Source organism: Halomonas chromatireducens (assembly GCF_001545155.1).
GTDB classification, from domain to species: Bacteria; Pseudomonadota; Gammaproteobacteria; order Pseudomonadales; family Halomonadaceae; genus Halomonas; species Halomonas chromatireducens.
The window spans coordinates 3,501,544-3,522,696 of the sequence record NZ_CP014226.1; the positions used below are offsets into that span (position 1 = coordinate 3,501,544).

The 21,153-nt window shown below is 63.9% G+C and carries 19 protein-coding genes and 1 tRNA gene; 7 read left to right on the plus strand and 13 right to left on the minus strand.

The features are described from left to right. Window positions 1–41: 41 nt before the first annotated feature. Window positions 42–1,331, plus strand: coding sequence for an HlyC/CorC family transporter (locus tag LOKO_RS16185; protein WP_066451677.1), 1,290 nt, complete (start codon window positions 42–44; stop codon window positions 1,329–1,331). Here the strand turns inward: LOKO_RS16185 and LOKO_RS16190 are convergent, their stop codons facing one another. After that, entirely contained in the window at window positions 1,332–2,060 is a 729-nt protein-coding gene (locus LOKO_RS16190) for a 1-acyl-sn-glycerol-3-phosphate acyltransferase (RefSeq protein WP_066452412.1), read from the minus strand. A gap of 32 nt (window positions 2,061–2,092) precedes the next feature. Then, window positions 2,093–2,710: a TetR/AcrR family transcriptional regulator gene (locus tag LOKO_RS16195; RefSeq protein ID WP_066451678.1), complete on the minus strand. Its 618-nt coding sequence runs from the start codon at window positions 2,708–2,710 to the stop codon at window positions 2,093–2,095. 169 nt (window positions 2,711–2,879) lie between these two features. Between LOKO_RS16195 and LOKO_RS16200 the strand changes: the two genes are divergently transcribed. Then, a complete protein-coding gene (locus LOKO_RS16200) occupies window positions 2,880–3,563 on the plus strand; it encodes an SOS response-associated peptidase (protein ID WP_066451680.1) in 684 nt (227 codons plus the stop codon). Then, a complete protein-coding gene (locus LOKO_RS16205; RefSeq protein ID WP_083517636.1) occupies window positions 3,563–6,445 on the plus strand; it encodes an insulinase family protein in 2,883 nt (960 codons plus the stop codon). The genes LOKO_RS16200 and LOKO_RS16205 overlap by 1 nt, the downstream gene beginning before the upstream one ends. Window positions 6,446–6,544: 99 nt before the next feature. Here the strand turns inward: LOKO_RS16205 and sbcB are convergent, their stop codons facing one another. The 4 genes from sbcB to minC form a co-directional block, all read right to left on the minus strand. Continuing rightward, on the minus strand, window positions 6,545–8,035 hold the full coding sequence (sbcB, locus tag LOKO_RS16210; RefSeq protein ID WP_066451682.1) for an exodeoxyribonuclease I: 1,491 nt from the start codon (window positions 8,033–8,035) through the stop codon (window positions 6,545–6,547). A gap of 114 nt (window positions 8,036–8,149) precedes the next feature. Next, a complete protein-coding gene (gene minE / locus LOKO_RS16215; RefSeq protein ID WP_043512823.1) occupies window positions 8,150–8,404 on the minus strand; it encodes a cell division topological specificity factor MinE in 255 nt (84 codons plus the stop codon). Next, window positions 8,401–9,219, minus strand: coding sequence for a septum site-determining protein MinD (gene minD / locus LOKO_RS16220; protein WP_066451684.1), 819 nt, complete (start codon window positions 9,217–9,219; stop codon window positions 8,401–8,403). Before minD ends, minE begins: the two co-directional genes overlap by 4 nt. Before the next feature lie 72 nt (window positions 9,220–9,291). Further along, window positions 9,292–10,035 (minus strand): septum site-determining protein MinC, encoded by a 744-nt coding sequence (gene minC / locus LOKO_RS16225; protein WP_066451686.1) that lies wholly within the window; start codon window positions 10,033–10,035, stop codon window positions 9,292–9,294. Window positions 10,036–10,291: 256 nt separating this feature from the next. On the opposite strand from minC, the gene LOKO_RS16230 reads away from it, so the two are divergent. Next, entirely contained in the window at window positions 10,292–13,072 is a 2,781-nt protein-coding gene (locus LOKO_RS16230; protein ID WP_066451687.1) for a DUF349 domain-containing protein, read from the plus strand. 99 nt (window positions 13,073–13,171) lie between these two features. On the opposite strand, the gene phbB is transcribed toward LOKO_RS16230, so the two are convergent. Beyond that, window positions 13,172–13,918, minus strand: coding sequence for an acetoacetyl-CoA reductase (phbB, locus tag LOKO_RS16235; protein WP_066451689.1), 747 nt, complete (start codon window positions 13,916–13,918; stop codon window positions 13,172–13,174). Window positions 13,919–14,118: 200 nt separating this feature from the next. Here phbB and LOKO_RS16240 point away from each other — a divergent pair. Next, a tRNA-Met gene (locus LOKO_RS16240) sits at window positions 14,119–14,195 on the plus strand. A 261-nt stretch (window positions 14,196–14,456) separates the two neighbouring features. Here the strand turns inward: LOKO_RS16240 and LOKO_RS16245 are convergent. The 5 genes from LOKO_RS16245 to LOKO_RS16265 form a co-directional block, all read right to left on the minus strand. Further along, on the minus strand, window positions 14,457–15,692 hold the full coding sequence (locus tag LOKO_RS16245; protein WP_335339191.1) for a patatin-like phospholipase family protein: 1,236 nt from the start codon (window positions 15,690–15,692) through the stop codon (window positions 14,457–14,459). 56 nt (window positions 15,693–15,748) lie between these two features. After that, window positions 15,749–16,624, minus strand: coding sequence for a protein phosphatase 2C domain-containing protein (locus LOKO_RS16250; protein WP_066451691.1), 876 nt, complete (start codon window positions 16,622–16,624; stop codon window positions 15,749–15,751). Beyond that, on the minus strand, window positions 16,614–17,576 hold the full coding sequence (locus tag LOKO_RS16255; protein WP_235588888.1) for a kinase: 963 nt from the start codon (window positions 17,574–17,576) through the stop codon (window positions 16,614–16,616). Before LOKO_RS16255 ends, LOKO_RS16250 begins: the two co-directional genes overlap by 11 nt. Window positions 17,577–17,631: 55 nt before the next feature. Continuing rightward, window positions 17,632–18,117: a vWA domain-containing protein gene (locus LOKO_RS16260; protein ID WP_235588889.1), complete on the minus strand. Its 486-nt coding sequence runs from the start codon at window positions 18,115–18,117 to the stop codon at window positions 17,632–17,634. A 75-nt stretch (window positions 18,118–18,192) separates the two neighbouring features. Further along, a complete protein-coding gene (locus tag LOKO_RS16265; protein ID WP_083517637.1) occupies window positions 18,193–18,615 on the minus strand; it encodes a DUF411 domain-containing protein in 423 nt (140 codons plus the stop codon). A 91-nt stretch (window positions 18,616–18,706) separates the two neighbouring features. Between LOKO_RS16265 and LOKO_RS16270 the strand changes: the two genes are divergently transcribed. Continuing rightward, window positions 18,707–19,243 carry a DNA-3-methyladenine glycosylase I gene (locus LOKO_RS16270; RefSeq protein ID WP_066451692.1) on the plus strand — a complete coding sequence of 179 codons (537 nt, stop codon included), beginning with the start codon at window positions 18,707–18,709 and terminating at the stop codon, window positions 19,241–19,243. Between the two features lie 54 nt (window positions 19,244–19,297). After that, window positions 19,298–20,365, plus strand: a complete 1,068-nt coding sequence (locus tag LOKO_RS16275) for a metal-dependent hydrolase (RefSeq protein ID WP_066451695.1) — start codon at window positions 19,298–19,300, stop codon at window positions 20,363–20,365. A gap of 144 nt (window positions 20,366–20,509) precedes the next feature. On the opposite strand, the gene LOKO_RS16280 is transcribed toward LOKO_RS16275, so the two are convergent. Next, entirely contained in the window at window positions 20,510–21,118 is a 609-nt protein-coding gene (locus LOKO_RS16280) for an FMN-dependent NADH-azoreductase (RefSeq protein WP_066451696.1), read from the minus strand. Window positions 21,119–21,153: the final 35 nt, after the last annotated feature.

Consider the following 21,153-nt stretch of genomic DNA (forward strand, 5'->3'; position numbering starts at 1 on the left):
CCCTAAAAACGTGGCTGACACGTCAGCGAGGACCCTTCGACTTGAGCGACGACTTCCCTTTGGGATTGCTGTTCGGCCTGCTTTTCCTACTTATCTGTCTTTCTGCCTTCTTCTCCAGTTCCGAGACTGGCATGATGTCGATCAACCGCTACCGGCTGAACCACGAGGCCAACAGCGGGGACAGCCGTGCCCGCCGCGTGATGCGACTGCTGGCCAGACCGGATCGACTCATCGGCGTGATCCTGATCGGCAACAACCTGGTCAACAACCTGGCCGCCGCCATTTCCACGGTGCTTGCCATTCACTTCTTCGGTGATGTCACCGGCCCCGCCATCGCCCCCCTGGTCCTCACCATCGTGATCCTGATCTTTGCCGAGGTCACGCCCAAGACCTATGCCGCCATCAAACCCGAGCGCATCGCCTACCCCGCGTCACGCGCCCTGGAGCCACTACTCAAGCTGCTCTATCCGCTGGTCTGGCTGGTCAACGTCATCTCCAACAACCTGCTCAAGCTGCTGGGGGTCAAAAGCATCGAGGGTGGCGGCGAGAGCTTGACCCGCGACGAGCTTCGCACCGTTGTACACGAGGCGGGCACCTTGATCCCCCATCGCCACCAGGCCATGTTGTTGTCGATTCTCGACCTGGAGAACGTGACGGTGAACGACATCATGGTTCCCCGCCACGAGGTGGTGGGGATCGACCTGGACGATGACCTGCCGGCGATCCTGACGCAGATCCGCACCAGCCAGCATACGCGACTGCCGATCTACAAGGGGGACATCAACAACATCATCGGCATGCTGCATCTGCGCAATGCCGCGCGCTTCCTATCCCGGGAAGAGGTGACCAAGGCCTCCATCGTCCAGGAGGCACGGGAACCCTACTTCATCCCCGAATCGACCCCACTGCACACGCAGCTGCTCAACTTCCAGAAGCAGAAGCGACGGATCGGCATCGTGGTGGACGAGTATGGCGACGTGGAAGGGCTGGTGACGCTGGAGGACATTCTCGAGGAGATCGTCGGCGAATTCACCACCGACGTGGCGGGCCAGGACCAGGATATCCATCGCCAGGATGATGGCAGCCATGTGATCGACGGCACGGCCAACATCCGCGACATCAATCGGATGCTGGGCTGGCAGCTGCCCACCGATGGACCCAAGACCTTGAATGGGCTGATTCTCGAACATCTGGAAGCCTTCCCCGACGGGCCCGCCTGCCTTCAGATCGGCAGCATCCGCATGGAGATACTCGACGTGCAGGACAACCTGATCACCGGGGCACGCTGCTGGCCGCAACCCTCGCGAAGTGTCCGCCGCCGCCAGGAGTGATCAGCTCTTGCCTGAGCCCTTGCTGTCCAAATCCTTGCTACCCGAATCCTTGCTGCCCAGCCCGTGGCCAACAGAGCAGGCCCAGTCGTCGGCCTCGGCCTTGAGCGCCCGCACCCGGGCTTCCATCCTGTCGCGCCGAGCCAGGCGGGGTGACACCGGCTCGCCGAAATAGAGCGCCACACGGGCCCTGAAACGGCGGGGGCGCTTGGAAAGGGCCGGCCCATCGCAGTGGGACGTCCAGGAGCCCCAGAGACCCGCCAGGCCCGCCGGAATCACCGGCACCGGATCCCGCGCCAGGATCGTCTCCAGCCCGCGGCGAAAGGCATGCACCTCGCCGTCCGGTGTCAGCCGCCCCTCGGGAAACAGCATCACGACCTCGCCGTTGCGCAGCGCACGACTCACTTCTTCCAGCGCGCGTCGCACGCTGCCGGGATCATGCCGGTCGGAGTCCACCGGTATCGCTCCCACCAGACGGAACAGCCAGTTGAGCCAGGGGGAGTCGTAGATCGGCCGGTCCATGAGGAAGCGCAGCGGCCGAGGGCTGGCACCGCCGACCACCAGCGCATCCATGAAGCTGACGTGATTGCATACCACCAGCGCCGCCCCCTTGGCCGGTATGAAGCGACGACCCCGGAAGCGCAAGCGGTAGAGGCAGTGAATGAGCAGATAGATCAGCCGCCGAATGATCGGTCGTGGCGCGCGGGCGACACGCCAGGCACCCGCCGCCATCAGGGTGCCGAAGAGCCCGAGAAAGGCCAGGTTCACGCGATACCGGACCTGTTCCTGAGGCCGGCAAGGATGGTGACCAGCAGCTGATCGAGCAGTTCGCCGACCTCGAGCTGCTGCCCCTGCCAGTACCCCAGCCGCTCATTGAGCCCAAGCTGCACCAGGCCGTGAACGCTGCCCCACAGGGTACGCCCCAGCCGGCGCGCCTCCAGGTCGCCCAGCGCCGGCTGGTACTCCTTGAGACTCGCCTCGACGCGCAGGAATAGGGCCTCGATCATGTCGGACTGGCGCTGATCGAGTTCGCCCTCCTGGGCCAGCGGATAGTCGAACAGCAATTGCCAGCGATAGGGTTCGCGCTGGGCAAACTGCCAATAGGCGAGCGCCAGGGCGTTGAGCTGTCGCTCGGGAGAGGCGCCCTCGGTCAAGGGCTCGATCACCATGCGCAGGCGCCCCAGGGTCTCGATGTTCACATGCTGCAGCAGGTTGCCGAAACTGCCGTAGAGCTTGAGCAGGGTGCTTGGCGCACAGCCGACCTCACGCGCCAGGGCGCGCAGCGACAGCGTATGTACGGGGTTGCCCTGCAGCCAGGCATCGCTTGCCGCCATGACTTGGGCATGTAGCGCTTCGGGCGCATGCTGTCGGGGACGGGCCATGAATTCCTCGCAGGGCGATGATCAAATCGTAAGCATGGCGTGGCGCCTGCCATGCCTCGCGTGGCTTAGGATAGCGCACATCGAACACTGTTTTCGACCATTACGCATCAAGCCCTTTTCAGTCCCGTTCGACTTGGCTACCCTGAGTGCCCCGACTCGCGGAGAAACCATGGCCGGTCGACTCTTCATTCCCACCCTCGATCTCGCTCGACTGCTGCCTGACCTGTGCCATGATGCCCCACTGATCACCGCGGCCAACCTGTCACCACGACGGCCCGTATCGCAGATTCGCCTCGAAGGCGGCAGCGTCCGGCTGTCGCCAGTCTTCTGGGGCCTGACGCCACCGTGGTTGACCGTACTCGACCATGCCCCTCACTGCGCGCGCGCTGAATCGCTGGAGTCGCGCTACATGTTTCGCGAAGCCTTTGCCGCGAGACGCTGCCTGGTTCCGGTGGGTGGCATCTACGTCTGGAAGCCTCAGCCGCGTTTCAAGCAGCCCTTCCTGATCACTCGGGTCGACCGTGGCCCCCTGCTGCTGGCCGGAGTATGGTGCCGCTATCACACCAGCCTGAGCGAACATGCTGACTCCATGGCCTTGATCACCGTGGCCGCCAGCGACCCTCTGGCGCCACTCAGCGATAGGCTGCCAGCAATCATTGACGCCGATGATGCCGCCTGCTGGCTCGACCCGCAGACGCCACTTCCGACAGCCAAGGCCCTGCTGCGTCCCGCCCCAAGGGAACTGTTGGGCGCTTTTCCGGTATCTAGACGAGTGAACGATCCCAAGAACCAGGACCCAGCCTGCGCGCATCCCACCGGGCCAATGCTGCGCTGGAGTGACCAGGAGATATGATGTCCAGTCTTGCTACTTCCCCCCAGGGCCAACGGCACTGGTCAAAACCATTCGCCGGGCTGCTGCTGGCCGGCGCGCTGCTGAACGGTGCGCTGCTGCCGACAGCCGCCGCCGAGACCGCTGAGCAGGCCGCCGAGGCCGCCATTGATGAGATCGTTACCCCTCGGGTCAGCCCCCACGATACACGGGACTACCGGGTGTTGACGCTGGAGAATGGGCTCACCGCGCTGCTGGTGAGTGACCCTGACGCCGACCGGGCGGCCGCTTCGATGAACGTGGGTGTCGGTAGCGCCCAGGATCCCGACGACCTGGCCGGGCTGGCCCACTTCCTGGAACACATGCTGTTCCTCGGCACCGAGCCCTTTCCCGAAGCGGATGCCTACCAGGGCTATCTGCGTCGCCATGGCGGCAGCCACAATGCCTTCACCGCGCCACAGGACACCAACTACTTCTTCGACATCGAGCCCGAGGCTCTGACCGGGGCGCTGGATCGCTTCAGCCAATTCTTTCTGACACCGCTGTTCAACCCCGACCAGTTGGAGAGTGAGCGCAATATCGTGCACTCGGAGTACATGGCTCGTATCCGCGACGACGGGCGACGCGAACTCGACGTGCTCAACCAGGTGCTCAACCCCGACAACCCCACCGTCGGGTTCTCGGTCGGCAGCCGCGAGACACTCGATCCGCCCGAAGGAGAAGCATCGCTGCGTCAACGGGTGATCGACTTCTACGAGCGCTACTACGACGCCAACGTCATGCATCTGGCTCTGGTCGCACCGCACTCGCTGGACGAGCTCGAGACAATGGTCATCGAGCGCTTCGCCGATATCGCCGACCGGGGGCTGGAGCGCCCGGTCATCGAAGAGCCGCTGGTGCGGGAAGAGAGCTTGCCCCTGAAACTGGAAATGCAGTCGGTCAGGAACAGCCGCCACGTGCGCTTCATGTTCCCGGTGCCCGATTCCATCCAGTATTACGAGCACAAGCCCGCCGACTACCTGGCCCACCTGCTGGGCCACGAGGGGGAGGGCAGCCTGCTGGCGGTGCTTCGCGAAGCAGGACTGGCCGACGGGCTCTCCGCCGGCGTCGGCCGCAGCGACGAGCGCGATGCCCTGTTCACCGTCAGCATCAGCCTGACACCTGCCGGGGCCGAACGGCTCGACGAGATCGAGGCCACCCTGTTCGCCGCCATCGACCAGATCCGCGAGTCGGGCCTCGACGAGTGGCGCTACGACGAGCAGGCCCAACTGGCCGAACAGCAGTTTCGCTTCCAGCAGCATGGCTCGCCGCTACAGGGCGCCATGCGCCTGGCCATGAATCTGGCACGCTTCCCGGTGGAGGACGTGCAGTACGCCGCCTATCGCATGGACGGCTTCGACCGCGAGCTGGTCGAGCGCTATCTCGACGAGCTGCGCCCCGACCGGCTGCTGCGTCTCTACAGCGCCCCGGATGTCGAAGGCGAGCAGATCTCGCCCTGGTTCAATGCCCCCTGGCGTGAGGCCAGCGATACCGGCCCGGCGACGGCAGAACCCCTGGCCGGCCTGTCCCTGCCGGAACCGAATCCTTTCATCGCCGAGGACCTGACGCTGCTCACCGAACAGCATGAACGGCCCTCCCAAGTACTGGACGAACCAAGCTTCGCCCTTTGGCACATGGCGGACGCCTCCTTCAACACGCCGAAGGTGGAGTGGCGCATCAGTCTGCAGCATCCGGCGGCCAACTCGGACCCAAGGCAGGCGGCGCTGGCCCACCTGCTGGCAGGCTGGCTGGATGACAGCCTCAACGAAGACTTCTATGCAGCCCGCCTGGCGGGCCACCATGCCGAAGCCTATGCGCATGCCCGCGGCATCACGCTCTCCTTTTCCGGCTGGCGCGATCGCCAGGACCGCGTCATGCAGCGCACCCTGGCTCAGCTACAGCAGGGCGAGATCAACGAGGCCAGCTTCGAGCGTGCGCGCTATCGCCTGCAGCGGGAGTGGCGCAACGCGCCCCAGGCCGCCCTCTTCCGCCAGGCTCATCGCACGTTGACCGAAGCCCTGGTACGGCCGCAGTGGCCCACCAACGATCTGCTGGAGGCCAGCCGAGACCTCGATGTCCAGGCACTGCGCGACTTCCGCGACGCCCTCCTCTCCGACCTGCACATGGAAGCCCTGGCCGTGGGCAACCTCGACGAAGAGCTGGCCATTCGAGAGGGGCGTCAGATCGCCGAGCTGCTGCAGCCTCAAGCCGCGAAGGAAGCGATACCCGACCTGACGCCGCTGCGCATCGTGAGTGACCTGCCGCCACTGCATCCGGTTACCTCGCGGGAGGAGTCACTGGTGCTGCGCTACCTGCAGGGCAGCGACCGCTCGCTCACGAGCCAGGCGCGCCTCGCTGTACTCGGCCAGGTGATCGATACCCCCTTCTACCAGCGCCTGCGCACCGAGGAACAGCTAGGATACGTGGTCAACGCCGGCTATTCGCCGCTGCTCGACGCACCGGGCCTCAGCCTGCTGGTGCAGTCGCCGGATACCCCCAGCGACGAGATCCTGACGCATATCGACGCCTTCCTGGACGCCTTTGGCGAGCGACTGGGCGCGCTGGAGGACGACGAGCTGGCGGCGTACCGCCAGGCGGTCCATGACAACCTGCTGCAGCGCGACACCAGCCTTTCGGGGCGTACAAACCGGCTCTGGCGCGCGCTGTCTTTCGGAGACACCGACTTCGACCGTCGCGAACGCCTGGCCGCACGGGTACTCGACGTCAGCGCCGATGAGCTCCGCCAGGCCTGGCCTGAGCTGCGCGAAGGCGCCACCGCCACCATCAGCCATGATCCGGGCGACGAGCCCAGCGACGTGGCCGACCTGACCCGGCACCTGGAACCGATGCCCGAGGCCGACGACTGACCCGTTCGGCTCCAATCATCGACTCAACGACAGCACCTCAACAACAGTGCCCGGCCATTGGCCGGGCACTGTTGCTTCATGGTTTAGTTCCGGAGAAGACTAGCCGAAGGCCTGGGGCGGCATCATCGCCTCCACATGCATCACCAGCTCCTCCAGCACCTGGCGGTCGCGATCGCTCAGCGCCACCTGATTGAGCCGTTCGATCTCCCGGGCAAAGTCTTTCAAGGTAAAGCCGGAGACCGCCGAGTCGTTCATGCGCTCCCAGCGGAAGGCTTCCCAGCGAACCAGCTCTTCACTGGAAAGCGTCTCCGGAAAGCTGCGGGCTCGATAGCGGAAGAGCATCTCTTCCAGCCGCCCATCCTGAAAGGCGAATCGGGCATCCACCAGATCCCAGGGGTCGGTATCGCGCACTCGCTGCATCTGCTGGCGATCGGCTGCCGAGAAAAAACCGCCAGAGTAGATCATCAGATCAGGGTCCTGCGGCCCTTCGGGAGGGGGAGCCACGAAGGCCTCCACGGCCTTGCTCGCCGCATCGGCGCTGCCGGCCAGGCGCTTCCAGTGTGTACGACAGGCGGCCAGATCCAGCCCCAGTCGCTCGACGATATCGCCATACTCGCCCTGCCGGGGGCCATCCACATCCTTCAAGGCCGACGCCGGCAGGATCACCGGACTGCGGTTTATGTGAATCACCTTGAGCGGAATACGTGCCTCACCCTCGGCCAGGTCGTCGTTGCTGACGAAGATGCGCTGACGAATCTGCTCGGCGCTCAGGGTCAGCAGCGGTTCAGGATCGACCGAGAGGTCATAGACGATCACCCCGTTGGGGTTGGTGGGGTGTTCGGCAAGCGGGATCACCAGTGCGCTGCAGCCACGGCTCGCCGGGTAGCGGCGCGAGATGTGCAGTACCGGCTTGCGGCCGGGGACGTCGAGACGAAGCGCCACTTCCCGCTTTTTTCGCAGCGCAAGCAGGTGATCGAAGAGACGCGGATTGCAGCCTCTGAGCAGCTTCGCCAGGGCAATAGTGGCACGCACGTCGGCGACAGCATCATGGGCGCCTTCATGGGCGATGCCATTGGCAGCGGTCAGGTCCTCGAGCCGAAAGCTGGGGCTGCCATCCTCGCGACGCGGCCACTCGATGCCGGCCGGTCGCAGGGCGTGGAAGGCACGCACGGCATCGATCAGGTCCCAGCGGGAATTGCCGTTCTGCCACTCCCGGGAATAGGGGTCGAGCAGGTTGCGATAGAAGAGGCAGCGGCTGATTTCGTCGTCGAAACGCAGGCTGTTGTAGCCCAGGGCGCAGGTGCCGGGCTCGCTCATGAGAGCATGGACCCGTCCCGCGAACTCGGCTTCCGGCAGCCCGCGACGGCGCGCCTGCTGTGGGGTAATGCCGGTGATCAGGCAGGCCTGGGGGTGCGGCAGATAATCGTCAGCAGGCTTGCAGAAGAGTTCGACGGGCTCGCCGATTTCGTTGAAGTCGGCGTCGGTGCGAATGGCAGCGAACTGCGAGGGTCGATCGCGACGCGGGTCGGCGCCGAAGGTCTCGTAGTCGTGCCAGAGAAAGGTCATCGGGGCGGCATCGGGCTTCGCCATGGGCGCGGTGTCTCCTGACTCTGCGTCGCTGAGTGGCACAGCCTAACACAGCCTCGCCGATGCCTCAGCCAGGCTTAAAACGTCCAGCCTGCGCTCGGTGCTAGCAGCGCTCGACTACGAACTGCGCGGCAGGGTGACGTTGAGCTCCAGCACCGAGCAGTTGTCCTCGCTGTCCAGGCTGATATTGATGGCATCGTCATCCACCTGGACATAGCGTCGAATCACCTCCAGCAGCTCCTTCTCCAGCATCGGCATGTAATCCGGCTGGCCGCGCTGGCTGCGCTGATGGGCCACGATGATCTGCAGCCGCTCCTTGGCGACCGACGCGGACTTCTTGCGTTCACGCTTCAGGAATTCGAGCAACTTCACCGGCGACCTCCTCCGAACATGCGGCTCAGCAGACTCTTCTTCTGAGTTTCGTGGAAGCGCAGCGGCACCTCCTCCCCGAGAAGACGCGAGACGGTATCAGCATAGGCCTGGCCCGCGTCGCTGTTGTCGTCATGGGTGACCGGGACCCCCTGGTTGGAGGCACGCAGCACCGCTTCCGACTCCGGGATCAGGCCGAGCAGGTCAATGGCCAGGATCTCGCGAATGTCGTCGAGGTTGAGCATGTCACCATCGTCGACGCGGGCCGCGTTGTAACGGGTGATCAGCAGATGCTCCTTGATCGGATCCTCGCCACGCTCGGCCCGGCGGGTCTTGGATGCCAGCAGCCCCAGGATACGATCGGAGTCGCGCACCGATGACACCTCGGGGTTGGTCACCACGATCGCCTCGTCGGCGTAGTACATGGCCAACTGGGCTCCCCGCTCGATGCCGGCAGGCGAATCGCAGAGGATATAGTCGAAATCCTTGCTCAGGGTCTCGAGTATCTTTTCCACCCCTTCCGAGGTCAGGGCATCCTTGTCGCGGGTCTGCGAGGCCGGCAGGATATGCAGGTTGTCGACGCGCTTGTCGCGGATCAGTGCCTGATTGAGTCCCGCCTCCCCCTGGATCACGTTGACCAGGTCGTATACCACGCGACGCTCGCAGCCCATGATCAGGTCCAGGTTACGCAGCCCCACGTCGAAGTCGATGACGACAGTCTTGTTGCCTCTCAGGGCCAAGCCGGTGGCGATGGCCGCTGCACTGGTTGTCTTTCCGACCCCACCCTTGCCTGAGGTCACTACGATAATCTTGGCCAAGTTGTCCTTCCTATGGATGACGGTGAAAACGGAAAACGATGAAAAGCGGCGTCATCAGGCGCAAGCCGCCGGTCAACCGAGTGAGGTTATCCCCAACTGGGCATCACAGAGCTTGACCTGAACCGAGGTTCCCAGCAGCTGAGGGTCGATATCCTCAAGGCGCTTGTAGTTGCCGGCAACCGAAAGCAGCTCGGCACGGAGTTCGCGACAGAAGATACCGGCCATGGTATCGCCATGAATACCGGCCAGGGCGCGGCCACGCAGGGCGCCATAGACATGCACGCTGCCTGCGGCCAGCACCTCGGCACCGGCATTGACGGCACCGATCACGACCAGGTCCCCATCCGGGGCGGTAACCTGCTGCCCCGAGCGGACCGTGCCCCGATAGATACGCCCGCCGCTGGCCGTGCTTATCGGCTCCGGGGAGGGTTCCGGCACGTCAGGCGCCGGCTGAACCGTGGACACGCCCTCCAGCGTGCGCGCACGAGCGCCGTCGTTGGGTGGAAACCAGCCCAGCCCCAGCGCCCAGGCCGACTGTTTCACCGGGTCGGGGCCGCCGCGCACCGCTACCGGAAGCAGCTTGTGGGCCCGGCATACGGCACAGATGCGCTCCAGCGCCAGATGAGGCTCGTCGAGCTTCTCTACGCTGAGAACCACGGGGGTATGCTGAAAGAAGGCGGGGGACTGACTAAGCTTGCCGGAAAGCTGCTCTCTGATGCGCTCCGGGTCTGCACTGGCCAGTTCCATGACCGTCATTGGCAGCATGCCCCCCTTGAAGGTAAATGCCATGCTTGCCCTGTCCACTTTGAGGCTCATTGCCGGACTCCACTCGGGTGTTGTCGGGTCGTGGTCTAAAGCTAAGCGACTCCCTGCGACCCTGCAACTGATCATACGGCCAGCCGGGCCGGGATGACAGAGTCGCAGTTTGGCCACACTTGGCTGGGTGCAAGACTTTTCCCCAGCCGCGGCGCATGCTTAGATACATACATTAGACGAAAGATGCCGACCCGATAGCAATAAAACGGCTAGGCGCAGGCGCCTTGCTCTGCGCTCCTCACGCTTAGGATGCCCCATGCCCGGATTCCTTCGACGCCTGTTTGCCCCTCGCTGGCAGCACCACGATGCCCAGGTCCGACGCCTGGCCGTTGACAAGCTCGACCCATCGCGCCCAGACCAGCGTGAGGGCCTGGAGCGCCTCTGCCTCGACAGCGACCCGCGAGTTCGCCTGGCGGCGCTGGCGAGGATCGATGAGCCCGACACCCTGATTCGCCTGCTCGGCGAACAGCCCTATGCCCCGGAGCTGCATCGCCGCCTGATCGACATCATTACCGGCAAGACCGGCGGCATGACGCTGACCCGGCGCCTGCAGCTACTGGAAAACATCGACGACCGCGACCTGCTCTCCGCCGTCGCCCTGCAGGGGGACAACCAGCAGCTCAGGCTGGCCGCTGTGGCACGCCTTGACGCGGAAGAGGACCTCATCCATCAGGCCTGCGAAAACGGAATTGCCGCCGTCCGCCACGCCGCTGCGGCACGGGTAACCAGCGAAGCCGGCCTGCAACAGCTGGCCCAGAAGGCTCGCCGCGACCGCCAGGTCATGCGCCAAGCCAAAGAGCGCCTGAATCGTCTGAAAGCCGATGCCGCCTCCCTCACCGCCGAGCGCGAGAACCGCGAGGCCCTGCTGGCCAAGCTGGAAGCTCAAGGCCGCGCCCCATGGGAGCCGCTCTATGCCGGTCGATACCGACATCTGGCCAGGGAGTGGGAGTCGATGCCGGGGCTTCCTGATGCCAGCCAGGAGCGCCGCTACCAGGACGCCTGCCAGCGCTGCCGCAAGGTCATATCCGATCACGAGGCACGCGAACACGCCCATGCCCAGGCGGACCGCCGCCGCGAGCTGGCCACCGAGGCCCGCGAATCATTGCTCGAAGCGCTGGAGGAGAGCCTTGCCAGCCTACCCCGGGGGGATCTTCTCACCGAGCAGGATATCGCCAGTCTGCGCTCACAGAAGCTGCTGCTGGCCAACCGCTGGCAGACCCTCTCCGACCTGCATGTCACCGATGAAGGGCTGCGCGAACGCTATGACACCGTATTGGCCGACTATGACCGCGTCCTCACCGCCTGGGAGCGGCTGATCTCGCAGCAGGCCGAACTTGAGGCGGCCCTGGCGGAACGGAACCCGGAACGCCTGGCGGCCAGCATCGAGGCCTGCCAGTGGCCCGAATCCCTGCCTCCCACGCCGCTGCTTGCCCGGGCCCGCCGCGAACTCGCTGGCTCGGAGAAAACGGACGTCGACATCGACACACGGCTGGAACAGTTTGCAGCCGACCTTTCACAATTGGAGCAGTTGCTCGACCGGGGCGCCTTCAAGGGGGCCAGCCGCCTCCATCAGAGCCTCAGGCATCGTGCCGAATCGCTGCCTGACGAGCGACTCCAGAACCATCGGGCCACCCTCAAGCGTCTGGGCGCCAGGCTTGCAGAACTACGCGACTGGCGCGGCTTTGTTGCCGGCCCCAAGCGCGAGCAGCTCTGCCAGGCCATTGAGCAACTGGCCGAGACGCCATCGCTGACCGACGCCGAGCTCGACCGCCGGCACCGGCAACTGGTGCGGGACTGGAAGCTGCTGGGCGATGCCGCTGCCAATCGCCAGCTCTCGGAACAGTTTCGCGCGGCATCGGATCGTATTCACGAACGCCTGGCCTCCTGGCGCGACAGGCTACACGCCGAGCGCACACGCAACCTCCAAGCCCGTACGGCTCTCTGCGAGCAACTGGAAGCCTTGCTGGAAGCTCCCGCCGCAGACGCCGACCCGGACGCCTTGCGCCGCATCCGCGATCATGCCCGGGAGGAGTGGCGTCGCCACACTCCGGTCCCCAAGGAGCAAGCGGAAGCCATCGGGCGCCGGTTCGGACGCATTCGCTACGCACTTCAGGGGCTTATCGACCAGAGGGCTCGCGAAGTCGCCACTACCAAGCGACAACTGGTCGAAGACGCCCGCACCCTGCTCGAGCGGCAGCTCCCGGCAGCCGCCCGGGCGGAAGAAGCCAAGACGCTTCAGCAGCGCTGGCGAGAGCTGGGCCGTGCACCGCGTGGCGAGGAGCAGACGCTGTGGCGGGAATTTCGCGAGATCTGCGACCAGATATTCGCGGCCCGTGAAGCCCAGCGGGATGACCGCACGCAGCGAGCTCGCCAGCGGCTTGAGGAGATGCAGGCACTGATCGACCGACTCGACGCCTGGCAGCCGAGCCGCCATGCGGATAGCACGATCCTGGAACAGGCCATTGATGAGGCGTCGACCCTGGAGCCGCTGCCATCAGGACGGCGAACGGAGGGCATGCGACGCCGCTGGAGCGGCATCGTTCGAGCTCGGCGCGAACGACTCAACCGCCTTGCCGTGGCCGAGGAGATCCAGCGGTGGCAGACCTACCAGCCCCTGGTCGACGCTCACCTGAAGGCCGACGCCAGGCTGCTCGAGGAGGATACCGCCGAGGACGTGGCCATCCAGGACGGCTTCTCTCTCCCGGAGGACATGCGCACCGCCCATGAGCAGCGCAATGCCGCACGCCTTCACCCACCCTCCGACGCCGACGTGGCCGAGCAGCTGGCCCGGCTGCGCGTCCATCTTTCGCTGCTGGCCATGGGGCGAGTGAGCCAACATGACGAGCCGCTGCGCCTGGCCATACAGGTCGAGCGTCTCAACGAAGGGCTGAGTCGAGAACTCAGCCGTGCAGAAGAAGTGCGTATCGTGCTGCGCAATCTGCTGGCCACCGGCCCTGTCTCCCCGGACCAGTGGGCGCGTGAAGTGGGTGAACTCGACGCGCTGTTGACACGACTGACCCACCTACCGCCTCCCTGAGAGGGGCTGGACACCGCTGCCGGCTTGCTTTCGCAGCTGCAGATACGCAAACGGGAGGCAAAGCCTCCCGTAGCCGGATGACATTCTGGCGCCGTGGTGTCAGCCCATGAACTGGCCACCGTTGATATCGATATTGGCCCCGGTAATGAACCCCGCCTCCTTGTCTGCCAGGAACACGACCAGGCGTGCAATTTCCTCCGGCGTGCCATAGCGCTTGACCGGGATGGTTTCGCGGATCGCCTCGCGCACGTTCTCCGGTATCTTCATGATCATGTCGGTGGCAATGTAGCCCGGCGATACGGTGTTGACGGTAATTCCCTTGGTGGCGGTCTCCTGGGCCAGCGCCATGGTAAGGCCATGCATACCCGCCTTGGCAGCGGAGTAGTTGACCTGGCCAAACTGTCCCTTGCGGCCGTTGATCGAGGATATGTTGATGATGCGGCCGTATTTCTGGTCGAGCATGGTCCCGATGACACTACGGCAAGTATTGAAGACGCTGTTGAGGTTGGTGTCGATGACCTCGTGCCACTGCTCGGAGGTCATCTTCTTCATGGTGCCGTCCCGGGTGATCCCGGCACAGTTGACCAATACGCTCACGGGCCCGTGCTTTTCCTCGATCTCCTTGATTCCAGTCTCACACGCCTGGAAGCTGGTCAGGTCGACACCAGAAAGCGCTATGTTGTCAAAGCCGTCAGCCTTTTGGGTCTCAAGCCAGGTTTTCGCCTTCTCCGGGTTGTGATACCCGGCAACCACTTGATATCCCGCTGAGGCCAGGCCGCGACATATTGCCGAGCCAATACCACCGGTTCCGCCGGTTACCCAGGCAACGGGTGCTGTTTGGGTCATATTCCACCTCCCTGATCATGACGCATACTTATGCAGAATGGCTTGACCTGAAGCAGCAGGCAAGCGGTAACAGGATGCTTCCTGAGGGGCGCCCCCTTCAAGCATCCTTTATGATTATGGACCCTTGAGCGACAAGTGCACGAACAACGACCACCCACTTGACATGGCGCAGAAAAAGCGTAGTATTCGCACCACGTTGATGCGGGGTGGAGCAGTCTGGTAGCTCGTCGGGCTCATAACCCGAAGGTCATCGGTTCAAATCCGGTCCCCGCTACCATCTTCGAAAAAACCGAGGCCACAAGCCTCGGTTTTTTTATTAAGCGTCATCACGATGACCGGTCATCGGTTCGCGTTCCATTCAACGTCAGCGTTCCGGCTATCAAGATTTAAAGAGGCAGATCAGTATATTACTGATCTGCCTCTTTTCAATGCCTGCCAAAAAATTCCGCTTTTGGCACGCCCGTGCCCAGCCACCGAATTTGTGCCCGACACCCCAAAGAATGGTCAGTTAGCCACATGCTTACGTTTGCTGTCGAACCTAACCCTGGTGCTGGGCGCCGATGCCTTGGAAAATCTGACGAAGATCGACACTCGAACGCTCACCGATAGCGGAAAAATTTTCCTCCAACCAGCGCGTGGCGGTGTCACGGCCGAGGTCGCGAAGCTTGGTGAGAAACTTCCATTCGGCATTCATCTTCGATGAAGCGCCGAGCGGTATCAGCTCCGCCTGGTTTTCCACGACATGCACCCGAACCTGATGGTATTCATCGGCCGATAGCTTGCCCTGACGGATCAGCCGATCAACGAAGTCGATTCCGCGCAGTTCCTTGAGCAGACTGCTGTTGAAACTGATCTCGTTCATCCGGTTTTGTATGTCCTGGGAGCTCTTCGGCGCGCCCTTCCGCTCGATCGGATTGATCTGGATCACCACGATATCGTTGGTACCGGTCTCGCCGTGAAAGGGAAACAGCGACGGATTACCCATGTAGCCGCCATCCCAATATGGCACGCCGTCGATCTCGACCGCCTGATAAATATGCGGAAGACAGGCCGAGGCCATCAACATGTTCAACGTTATCACCTCGCGAGGGAAAACCTTGACATTGCCGCTCTCCACGTTGGTGGCCGAAATGTACAGCTTGAACGCCGTGCATCGACGCACCCTGTCGAAATCGATGCTCTTTTCCACCAGATCACGCAATGGATTGATATTCATCGGATTGAGCTGATAGGGCGAAGCCACTCGGGAGAGTGCATCCATGGCGTGATACATGGGGTTGTTCTGCAGCCCCCAGCGGCCCGTCAGAACGTCGTAGGGCGTGCGTTTCAGCGGGCTGTTCTTCGCGCCCTCGCCCATGCGTCGCCAGAAGTGCTCGAGGGCCGCGCGCCCGCCTTCGGGGCCATCGCGGGTAAAGCCATCGGCCAGCGCCACCGCGTTCATCGCTCCCGCCGAAGTACCCGAAATCCCGGCGATCTGCAGCCGCCCATCCTCAAGAATCCGGTCCAGCACCCCCCACGTGAAAGCGCCATGCGCACCTCCGCCCTGAAGAGCGAGGTTAATGAGCTTGGGTTTCTGTGTCATGTGCTCGGGCCTTTTGGGGTGAATCGCTGAATGGATGGCGTGGACATCGAGGCCCACAACAAGGGCATGGAAATGGCCGGACGCAGAAACTGTCTGCAGAATAAAGCAGGGCGAGAGGGCTATCTGTTCGGTGACGTACAGAGCCGCCCAACGCTGGAGAGCTTGGGAAAGGAAGGACTGGATTGTCAGCACGCACGATGTGATCCTCGCAGCCAGCTGCAAGTCTTCCTGAAATCCCTACGTTCTCACTACGTTTGGACTATATCGTGGGGGGGCAGGCCCCGGGCGGCGAGGGCGATGCTGCGATCGTCACCGCTGGTGCCGCGGCAGAAGGTATCGCTGTAGAAGAGCCGGACCAGGTCGCGCTGGCGCAGCCGGCCCCGGCGCAGGTCATCGAGCCAGTGGCTGAGCTGTCCTGCCACCCGTCCACCGTCGTGTGCCACCAACTTCTCGGCGGCACCGTCGCTCATCAGGGCGATGCCTGTCATGGCTGACATCGGCTCGCAGCCGTACTGTACCTGTTCGGAAGTCAGCCGATCGTCGACGAACAGCGTCTGGTTGGCAAACTCGCCCTTGCCCCGTTCACCCAGCGTGACAAGCTCGGGCGCCAGCGCGGGCTCGTCGCCCTCCGGGGATTCGATGGGCACCGCCCGCTCCAGCACGATCTCGCCATCACCCACCTTGAGCCACAGCAGCCTTTCGCGGCCCCCCAACGCCAGCAATAGCGTAGAGCGAAGGTCGCGCGCCGGGCGCAACCGTTCGGCGGCGCGGTCGAGCAGGCTTCCCGTGGCGTGGCGAACCAGAAGCTCGGCGAATTGACCAAGCGGCTCGCTCCCCGGCTCATCCTGACCATCGAGCAGCCAGGCGAGCTGGGGCTCCAGCGTGTCGGCCAGACGCAACATGGCGGCGACCAGTGTGCGCGCACCCACGTCCGACGCCGGCGAGCTACCCGCGCCATCGGCCACCACCAGCACGGGGCGCCAGCCAGCAGCAGCCCCAGCAGCATCCTGGCAGGGCTGCGGGGTTGGCGCTTCAAGATGCGCCAGCCCCGGCACCGCCGTGGCCAGGGCCGTCCAGGCCCCCTCCTGCCGCTCAGGTTCGGCGTGGCTCAGCTCATCGGGCATGAAGCACCTGCGAATCCGGCTTCGCGCTGGGCCTGGCAAGTTCACGGGGGCACTCACCGGCTTCCAACTGCTGACGATACGTCGTCAAGGCGGCATGCCACTGCGGCAGTGTCGCGCGACGGCTCGGCGCGCTGGCACCCGCCGTGAAGGTGGTGACGAACATGTCGCGAATCGGCTCGGGCAGCTCGCGCCAGAGATCGTACCAGGCCCCCTGGGGCACATCGCGCTGGCCGTGTCCGTAAGCGAAGTTGCCGCGACGGAGATTGCGGACCGGGTCGTCGCCGCCGACGATATCGTAGGGGTGACGTCCCAGCATCAGGCACTTGAAGAGCACGATGGCCAGCGAGAACGCCTCGCTGCGGGGCGTGCGCACGATATCGCGGAAGGCGACGCCCTGATGCTCCTTGGGGGTCATGTCGGGGCTGCCCACCGGGCAGGGATAGAAGGTGCCGCCCATGCGCAGCTGGTAGCTGTCGCAGTCGATCAGCGTGACCTCCTGGGTCGAGGGCACGCAGAAGATATTGTTGAGGTTATAGTCGCCGATGCAGACGCCGGCGCGATGCAGCTGCTGGACGATCTCGACGAAGCGGATCAGATAATCGACGATCTGCCGGCGATCCAGCCCGGGGAAGTAGCGCTGATAGAGCAGCGCATGGGCCAGAAAGCCCATCCTGACGCCCCGGGCCCGATACATGGCGAAGCCGATCCAGCGGTGCTTGTCGTCGAAGACGCGGATCAGGGGCCAGCAGACGTCACGGGTCATGTGCGCATCGCGCAGTTCACGCATCGCCTCCACCTTGCGGTGCAGCTCGTCGCCACGCTTGTCGAGGACCTCGGGGTAGTACCACTTGACGATCACGTCGGGGCGCTCCTGAAGGGCGAATATCTCCCCTTCCCCGCCGCGCTCCAGGCGCTTGCCGAGCCGGCGCGTCTTGCCCAGCGAATCCGTCACGACCCTTGCCCGCAATGCCACTAGACCTCCTTCCCATCGACGCGTTGGGGCATGCTCAGATACTGTCCCAGCTGTCGGTCGGCGGTAGCCTGACCTGTTCGGTGGTAGAAGCCGAGGCGGAGACGCGGCTCATGCTGGCCGACAGCCAGAGGAAGAACTCGCGAAACTTCAGGCCGTGGAGCCGCTTGGCCGGACGCGTCGAGAAGGCGCTGAGCGCCTCGAGATCGGCCTCCTCGACCCCCACCGGCATCACCACCATCTTGCGCTGCTGCGCCAGGGAACGGGCCCTGGCCGATGCCGCCTGCCACTGGTCGGTGGGAACGCCATCGCTGATGACCACCAGCCAGGGCTGGTAGTAGGCGACACCAGCCTTGCGGTAGGCTGCCGTGCGCTCTTCCAATCGGTCCAGCGCCAGCTCCATGGCCGCCCCCAGCGGAGTGAGCCCGGATGCGGCGAAGTGGCGACACTGGGAGATGTTCATGGCGTGGGCAGCCGTTGCCATAAGGGCGACGAGAAAACCGGATATCAACAGTTGCTTCATGGCGTTTTACCTCCTTGAAAAACGACAGTGGCAACTATCAGGATAGGTGGCAGTCCGGCTGGCAGCAAGGTATGGCTATGCACGCTCGCTACTCAGGGCTTCTCGAGTTCGAATTCCTCGGTATCGANTCAGTCCCACCACCTCAGGACGCTCCTCGAGCAGTCGCTTGATGTCGGCTGCCGGAACATGGCCCTCGATGACATAGCCATCGATCAGCGCCGTATGACAGGAGGAGAGTTCCGGGGTGACACCGTGTTCCATCTTTACCGAGCGCATATCGCGGGTCTTGTGCTGGCGAACCTCGAAGCCCTCCTCTCGGAGGTGATCGGCCCAGTCGGTACAACAGCCACAGTTGGGATCCTGGTACATCTCGACCACCGAACCTGCCTGCGTGCTGGCGCCGGGCGCCAAGACAAGGTACAAGGCCAAGACACCGCCGGCCAACAGGGATAGCGCCGCCGCCTTTCTCGTCTTGCGGTTTACCGTTAGGGTTTTCATGCTAGTGACTCCTGATGCGTTGACGCCAGATAATGGAATCGTGACAAGCCGATGCGGGCTTGCCAATAGCAAAGACAGCGGAGAAGGCAAAATGTCGCATTATTGTGATCTGGCACCGGGTCACCCGTTTCACGGCCCCTACCATGACACGGAATATGGTTTCCCCGTTGATGACGATCGCGCACTTTTCGAGCGACTGGTGCTGGAAATCAACCAGGCCGGACTCTCCTGGCTGACCGTGCTGAAGAAGCGCGCCGCCTTCCGTCTCGCCTTCGAGGACTTTCATATCGACCGGATCGCCAACTATGCGGAGGAGGACCGGCAGCGGCTGCTGAGCGATGCCGGCATCATCCGCAACCGGCTCAAGGTGGATGCAGTCATACACAATGCCGGAGTCGTGCAATCCCTTCGAAGTGAGCACGGCAGCTTCAAGGCCTGGCTGGACCACCACCACCCGCTGCCTCACGCCGACTGGGTCAAGCTGTTTCGCAAGACATTCCGCTTCACCGGACCCGAGATCGTCGGCGAGTTCCTGATGAGTACCGGCTACCTGAACGGCGCCCATCGCGACGACTGCCCGGTCCAGGCCCGCATACTCACCGCAGGCCCTGCCTGGCAGTCAACCTGACCGTTTTGCGAACAGTCCAGGGACTTGCAAGAGGCAGAAAAGGAGGCAAGACATATGGATACCCTGACTCAAGCCGCACTGGGCGCAGCGGTGGGGGGCGCCGTTCTCGGCCGTCGACTGGGCCGCAAGGCAATTGTGATCGGTGCTGTCCTGGGCACCCTGCCGGATCTTGACGTCTTCCTGGACTATGGCGATGCGGTGGCAAACTATACCCAGCATCGCGGCTTCACCCACTCGCTGTTCGTGCTGACCGGACTGGGCACGCTGCTGGCACTCACGGCCGACCGCTTCGCCCCGGCCCGTGATATCGCCTTGCGCCACTGGTGGGCCTTCTTCGTCCTCTGCCTGGTCACCCACCCGCTGCTCGATGCTCTTACCACCTATGGCACGCAGCTATGGTGGCCAATGGACGTGCGGCCCAGTGCCTGGCCGGTGGTCTTCATCATCGATCCACTCTACACCCTGCCGCTGCTGGCAGGAATCGGCGTAGCGCTGGTCACCGGCAACGGCCGGCGCGGCCCTGCCTGGGGACTGGCGCTCTCCAGCGCCTACCTGCTGTTCGCCATGGGTGCCAAGATACTGGTAGAGCAACGCCTCGAGCCGGTGCTGGCCGAACAGGGGCTGCAAGAGGCACCGCGTCTGATACAGCCCACGCCCTTCAATACCCTGCTGTGGCGCGTGACCATCATTGATGGGGCACAGCATCACGAAACGCTGCTGAGCGTTTTCGACGGTAACAGAGAGCCCACCTTCGAGACCTTCGATCGTGGCGGCGAACTGGAGCCCACCGCACTGGCGTTCGAACGGGGCGAGCGGCTCCACTGGTTCGCCGGCCCCTTCCTGCGATACGAGATCCGCGACCTTGAGGGCGAAGAAACCCTGGTGGCCACCGACCTGCGCCTCGGCTTTCCCGGCTTTCATGCCTTCAGCTTCACCCTGGCGGTCCGCGAGGATGGCGACTGGCGGCCGGCAGTTCCAACAGAACAGCTCTCTTTCGATGCGCGCGCCGACCTCGACGCCCTTGGGCAGCTGGGCTCACGCATCTTCAGCCCCGAGCCCCCGCTCTGCACCAGCGAGTTCGTCGCCGACCGCTGGGTGGTCGACACACCGGCATCATGCTGAGCAGCCCCTAGCGACAAGAGGACCTGGCACGACGCAGCGGGAGCGGCCCATGGCCGCCCCCGCTGTGCTCTTTCACCGGGCTATGTTCACCGAACTATTTCTTGGTCGTGCGGCTGTGGCTTCGGTAGGAGCGATACGGCTGGCTCAGAGAGCGGCAACCAGCCCGTCGATAGCCTGCCTGGCCTCCTTGAGCGAAGCATCGCGATGCCTCTCCCCCATGGCGAGCCCTTCGGCGAAAACCACCGTCACGTCGGTGATGCCGATCAGGCCCAGCATGCCCTTGAGATGCGGCGTCTGGCTGTCCATCTCGGTGCCGGCGTACTGCCCGCCGCGGGCCGCCAGGATAACGGCACGCTTGCCCTCCACCAGACCCTGGGGGCCTTTATCGGTGTAGCGGAAGGTTTCACCTGCCCGTAATACCCGGTCGAACCAGGCCTTCAGCTGGGAGGGAATGCCCATGTTGTACAGGGGGACCGCCAGCACCAGGACGTCGTGCGCCTTCAGCTCGTCGATCAGGCCATCGGAAAGCTCGGCCAGGGCTCGCTGCTCCGGCGTGCGCTCGACCGCCGGCACCTGCCAGCTGAAAAGTTCGGCGACACCAAGGTGCGGCAGCTCATCGGCCACCAGGTCGCGACGGGTCACCTCCAGGGCATCCCGCTCATTGCTGCGTGTAGTGAAGTGTTCGGCCAGGGCCATGGACTGGCCCTGGGTGCCGAGGATGGACGAGGTGACAACGAGTGCGCGGGTGGTCATGGCGTTCTCCTGTATATGGGAGGAAGATGACCGCC

Bases quoted from the DNA above. Each gene is read 5' to 3' on its own strand.
- LOKO_RS16260 (WP_235588889.1), bottom strand. From the start codon at position 18,117: ATGAAGCAACTGTTGATATCCGGTTTTCTCGTCGCCCTTATGGCAACG.
- LOKO_RS16250 (WP_066451691.1), bottom strand. From the start codon at position 16,624: ATGCCCGATGAGCTGAGCCACGCCGAACCTGAGCGGCAGGAGGGGGCC.
- sbcB (WP_066451682.1), bottom strand. From the start codon at position 8,035: ATGGCGAAGCCCGATGCCGCCCCGATGACCTTTCTCTGGCACGACTAC.
- LOKO_RS16230 (WP_066451687.1), top strand. From the start codon at position 10,292: ATGCCCGGATTCCTTCGACGCCTGTTTGCCCCTCGCTGGCAGCACCAC.
- LOKO_RS16270 (WP_066451692.1), top strand. From the start codon at position 18,707: ATGTCGCATTATTGTGATCTGGCACCGGGTCACCCGTTTCACGGCCCC.
- LOKO_RS16205 (WP_083517636.1), top strand. From the start codon at position 3,563: ATGTCCAGTCTTGCTACTTCCCCCCAGGGCCAACGGCACTGGTCAAAA.
- LOKO_RS16195 (WP_066451678.1), bottom strand. From the start codon at position 2,710: ATGGCCCGTCCCCGACAGCATGCGCCCGAAGCGCTACATGCCCAAGTC.
- LOKO_RS16200 (WP_066451680.1), top strand. From the start codon at position 2,880: ATGGCCGGTCGACTCTTCATTCCCACCCTCGATCTCGCTCGACTGCTG.
- LOKO_RS16190 (WP_066452412.1), bottom strand. From the start codon at position 2,060: ATGGCGGCGGGTGCCTGGCGTGTCGCCCGCGCGCCACGACCGATCATT.
- minC (WP_066451686.1), bottom strand. From the start codon at position 10,035: ATGAGCCTCAAAGTGGACAGGGCAAGCATGGCATTTACCTTCAAGGGG.
- phbB (WP_066451689.1), bottom strand. From the start codon at position 13,918: ATGACCCAAACAGCACCCGTTGCCTGGGTAACCGGCGGAACCGGTGGT.
- LOKO_RS16275 (WP_066451695.1), top strand. From the start codon at position 19,298: ATGGATACCCTGACTCAAGCCGCACTGGGCGCAGCGGTGGGGGGCGCC.
- LOKO_RS16280 (WP_066451696.1), bottom strand. From the start codon at position 21,118: ATGACCACCCGCGCACTCGTTGTCACCTCGTCCATCCTCGGCACCCAG.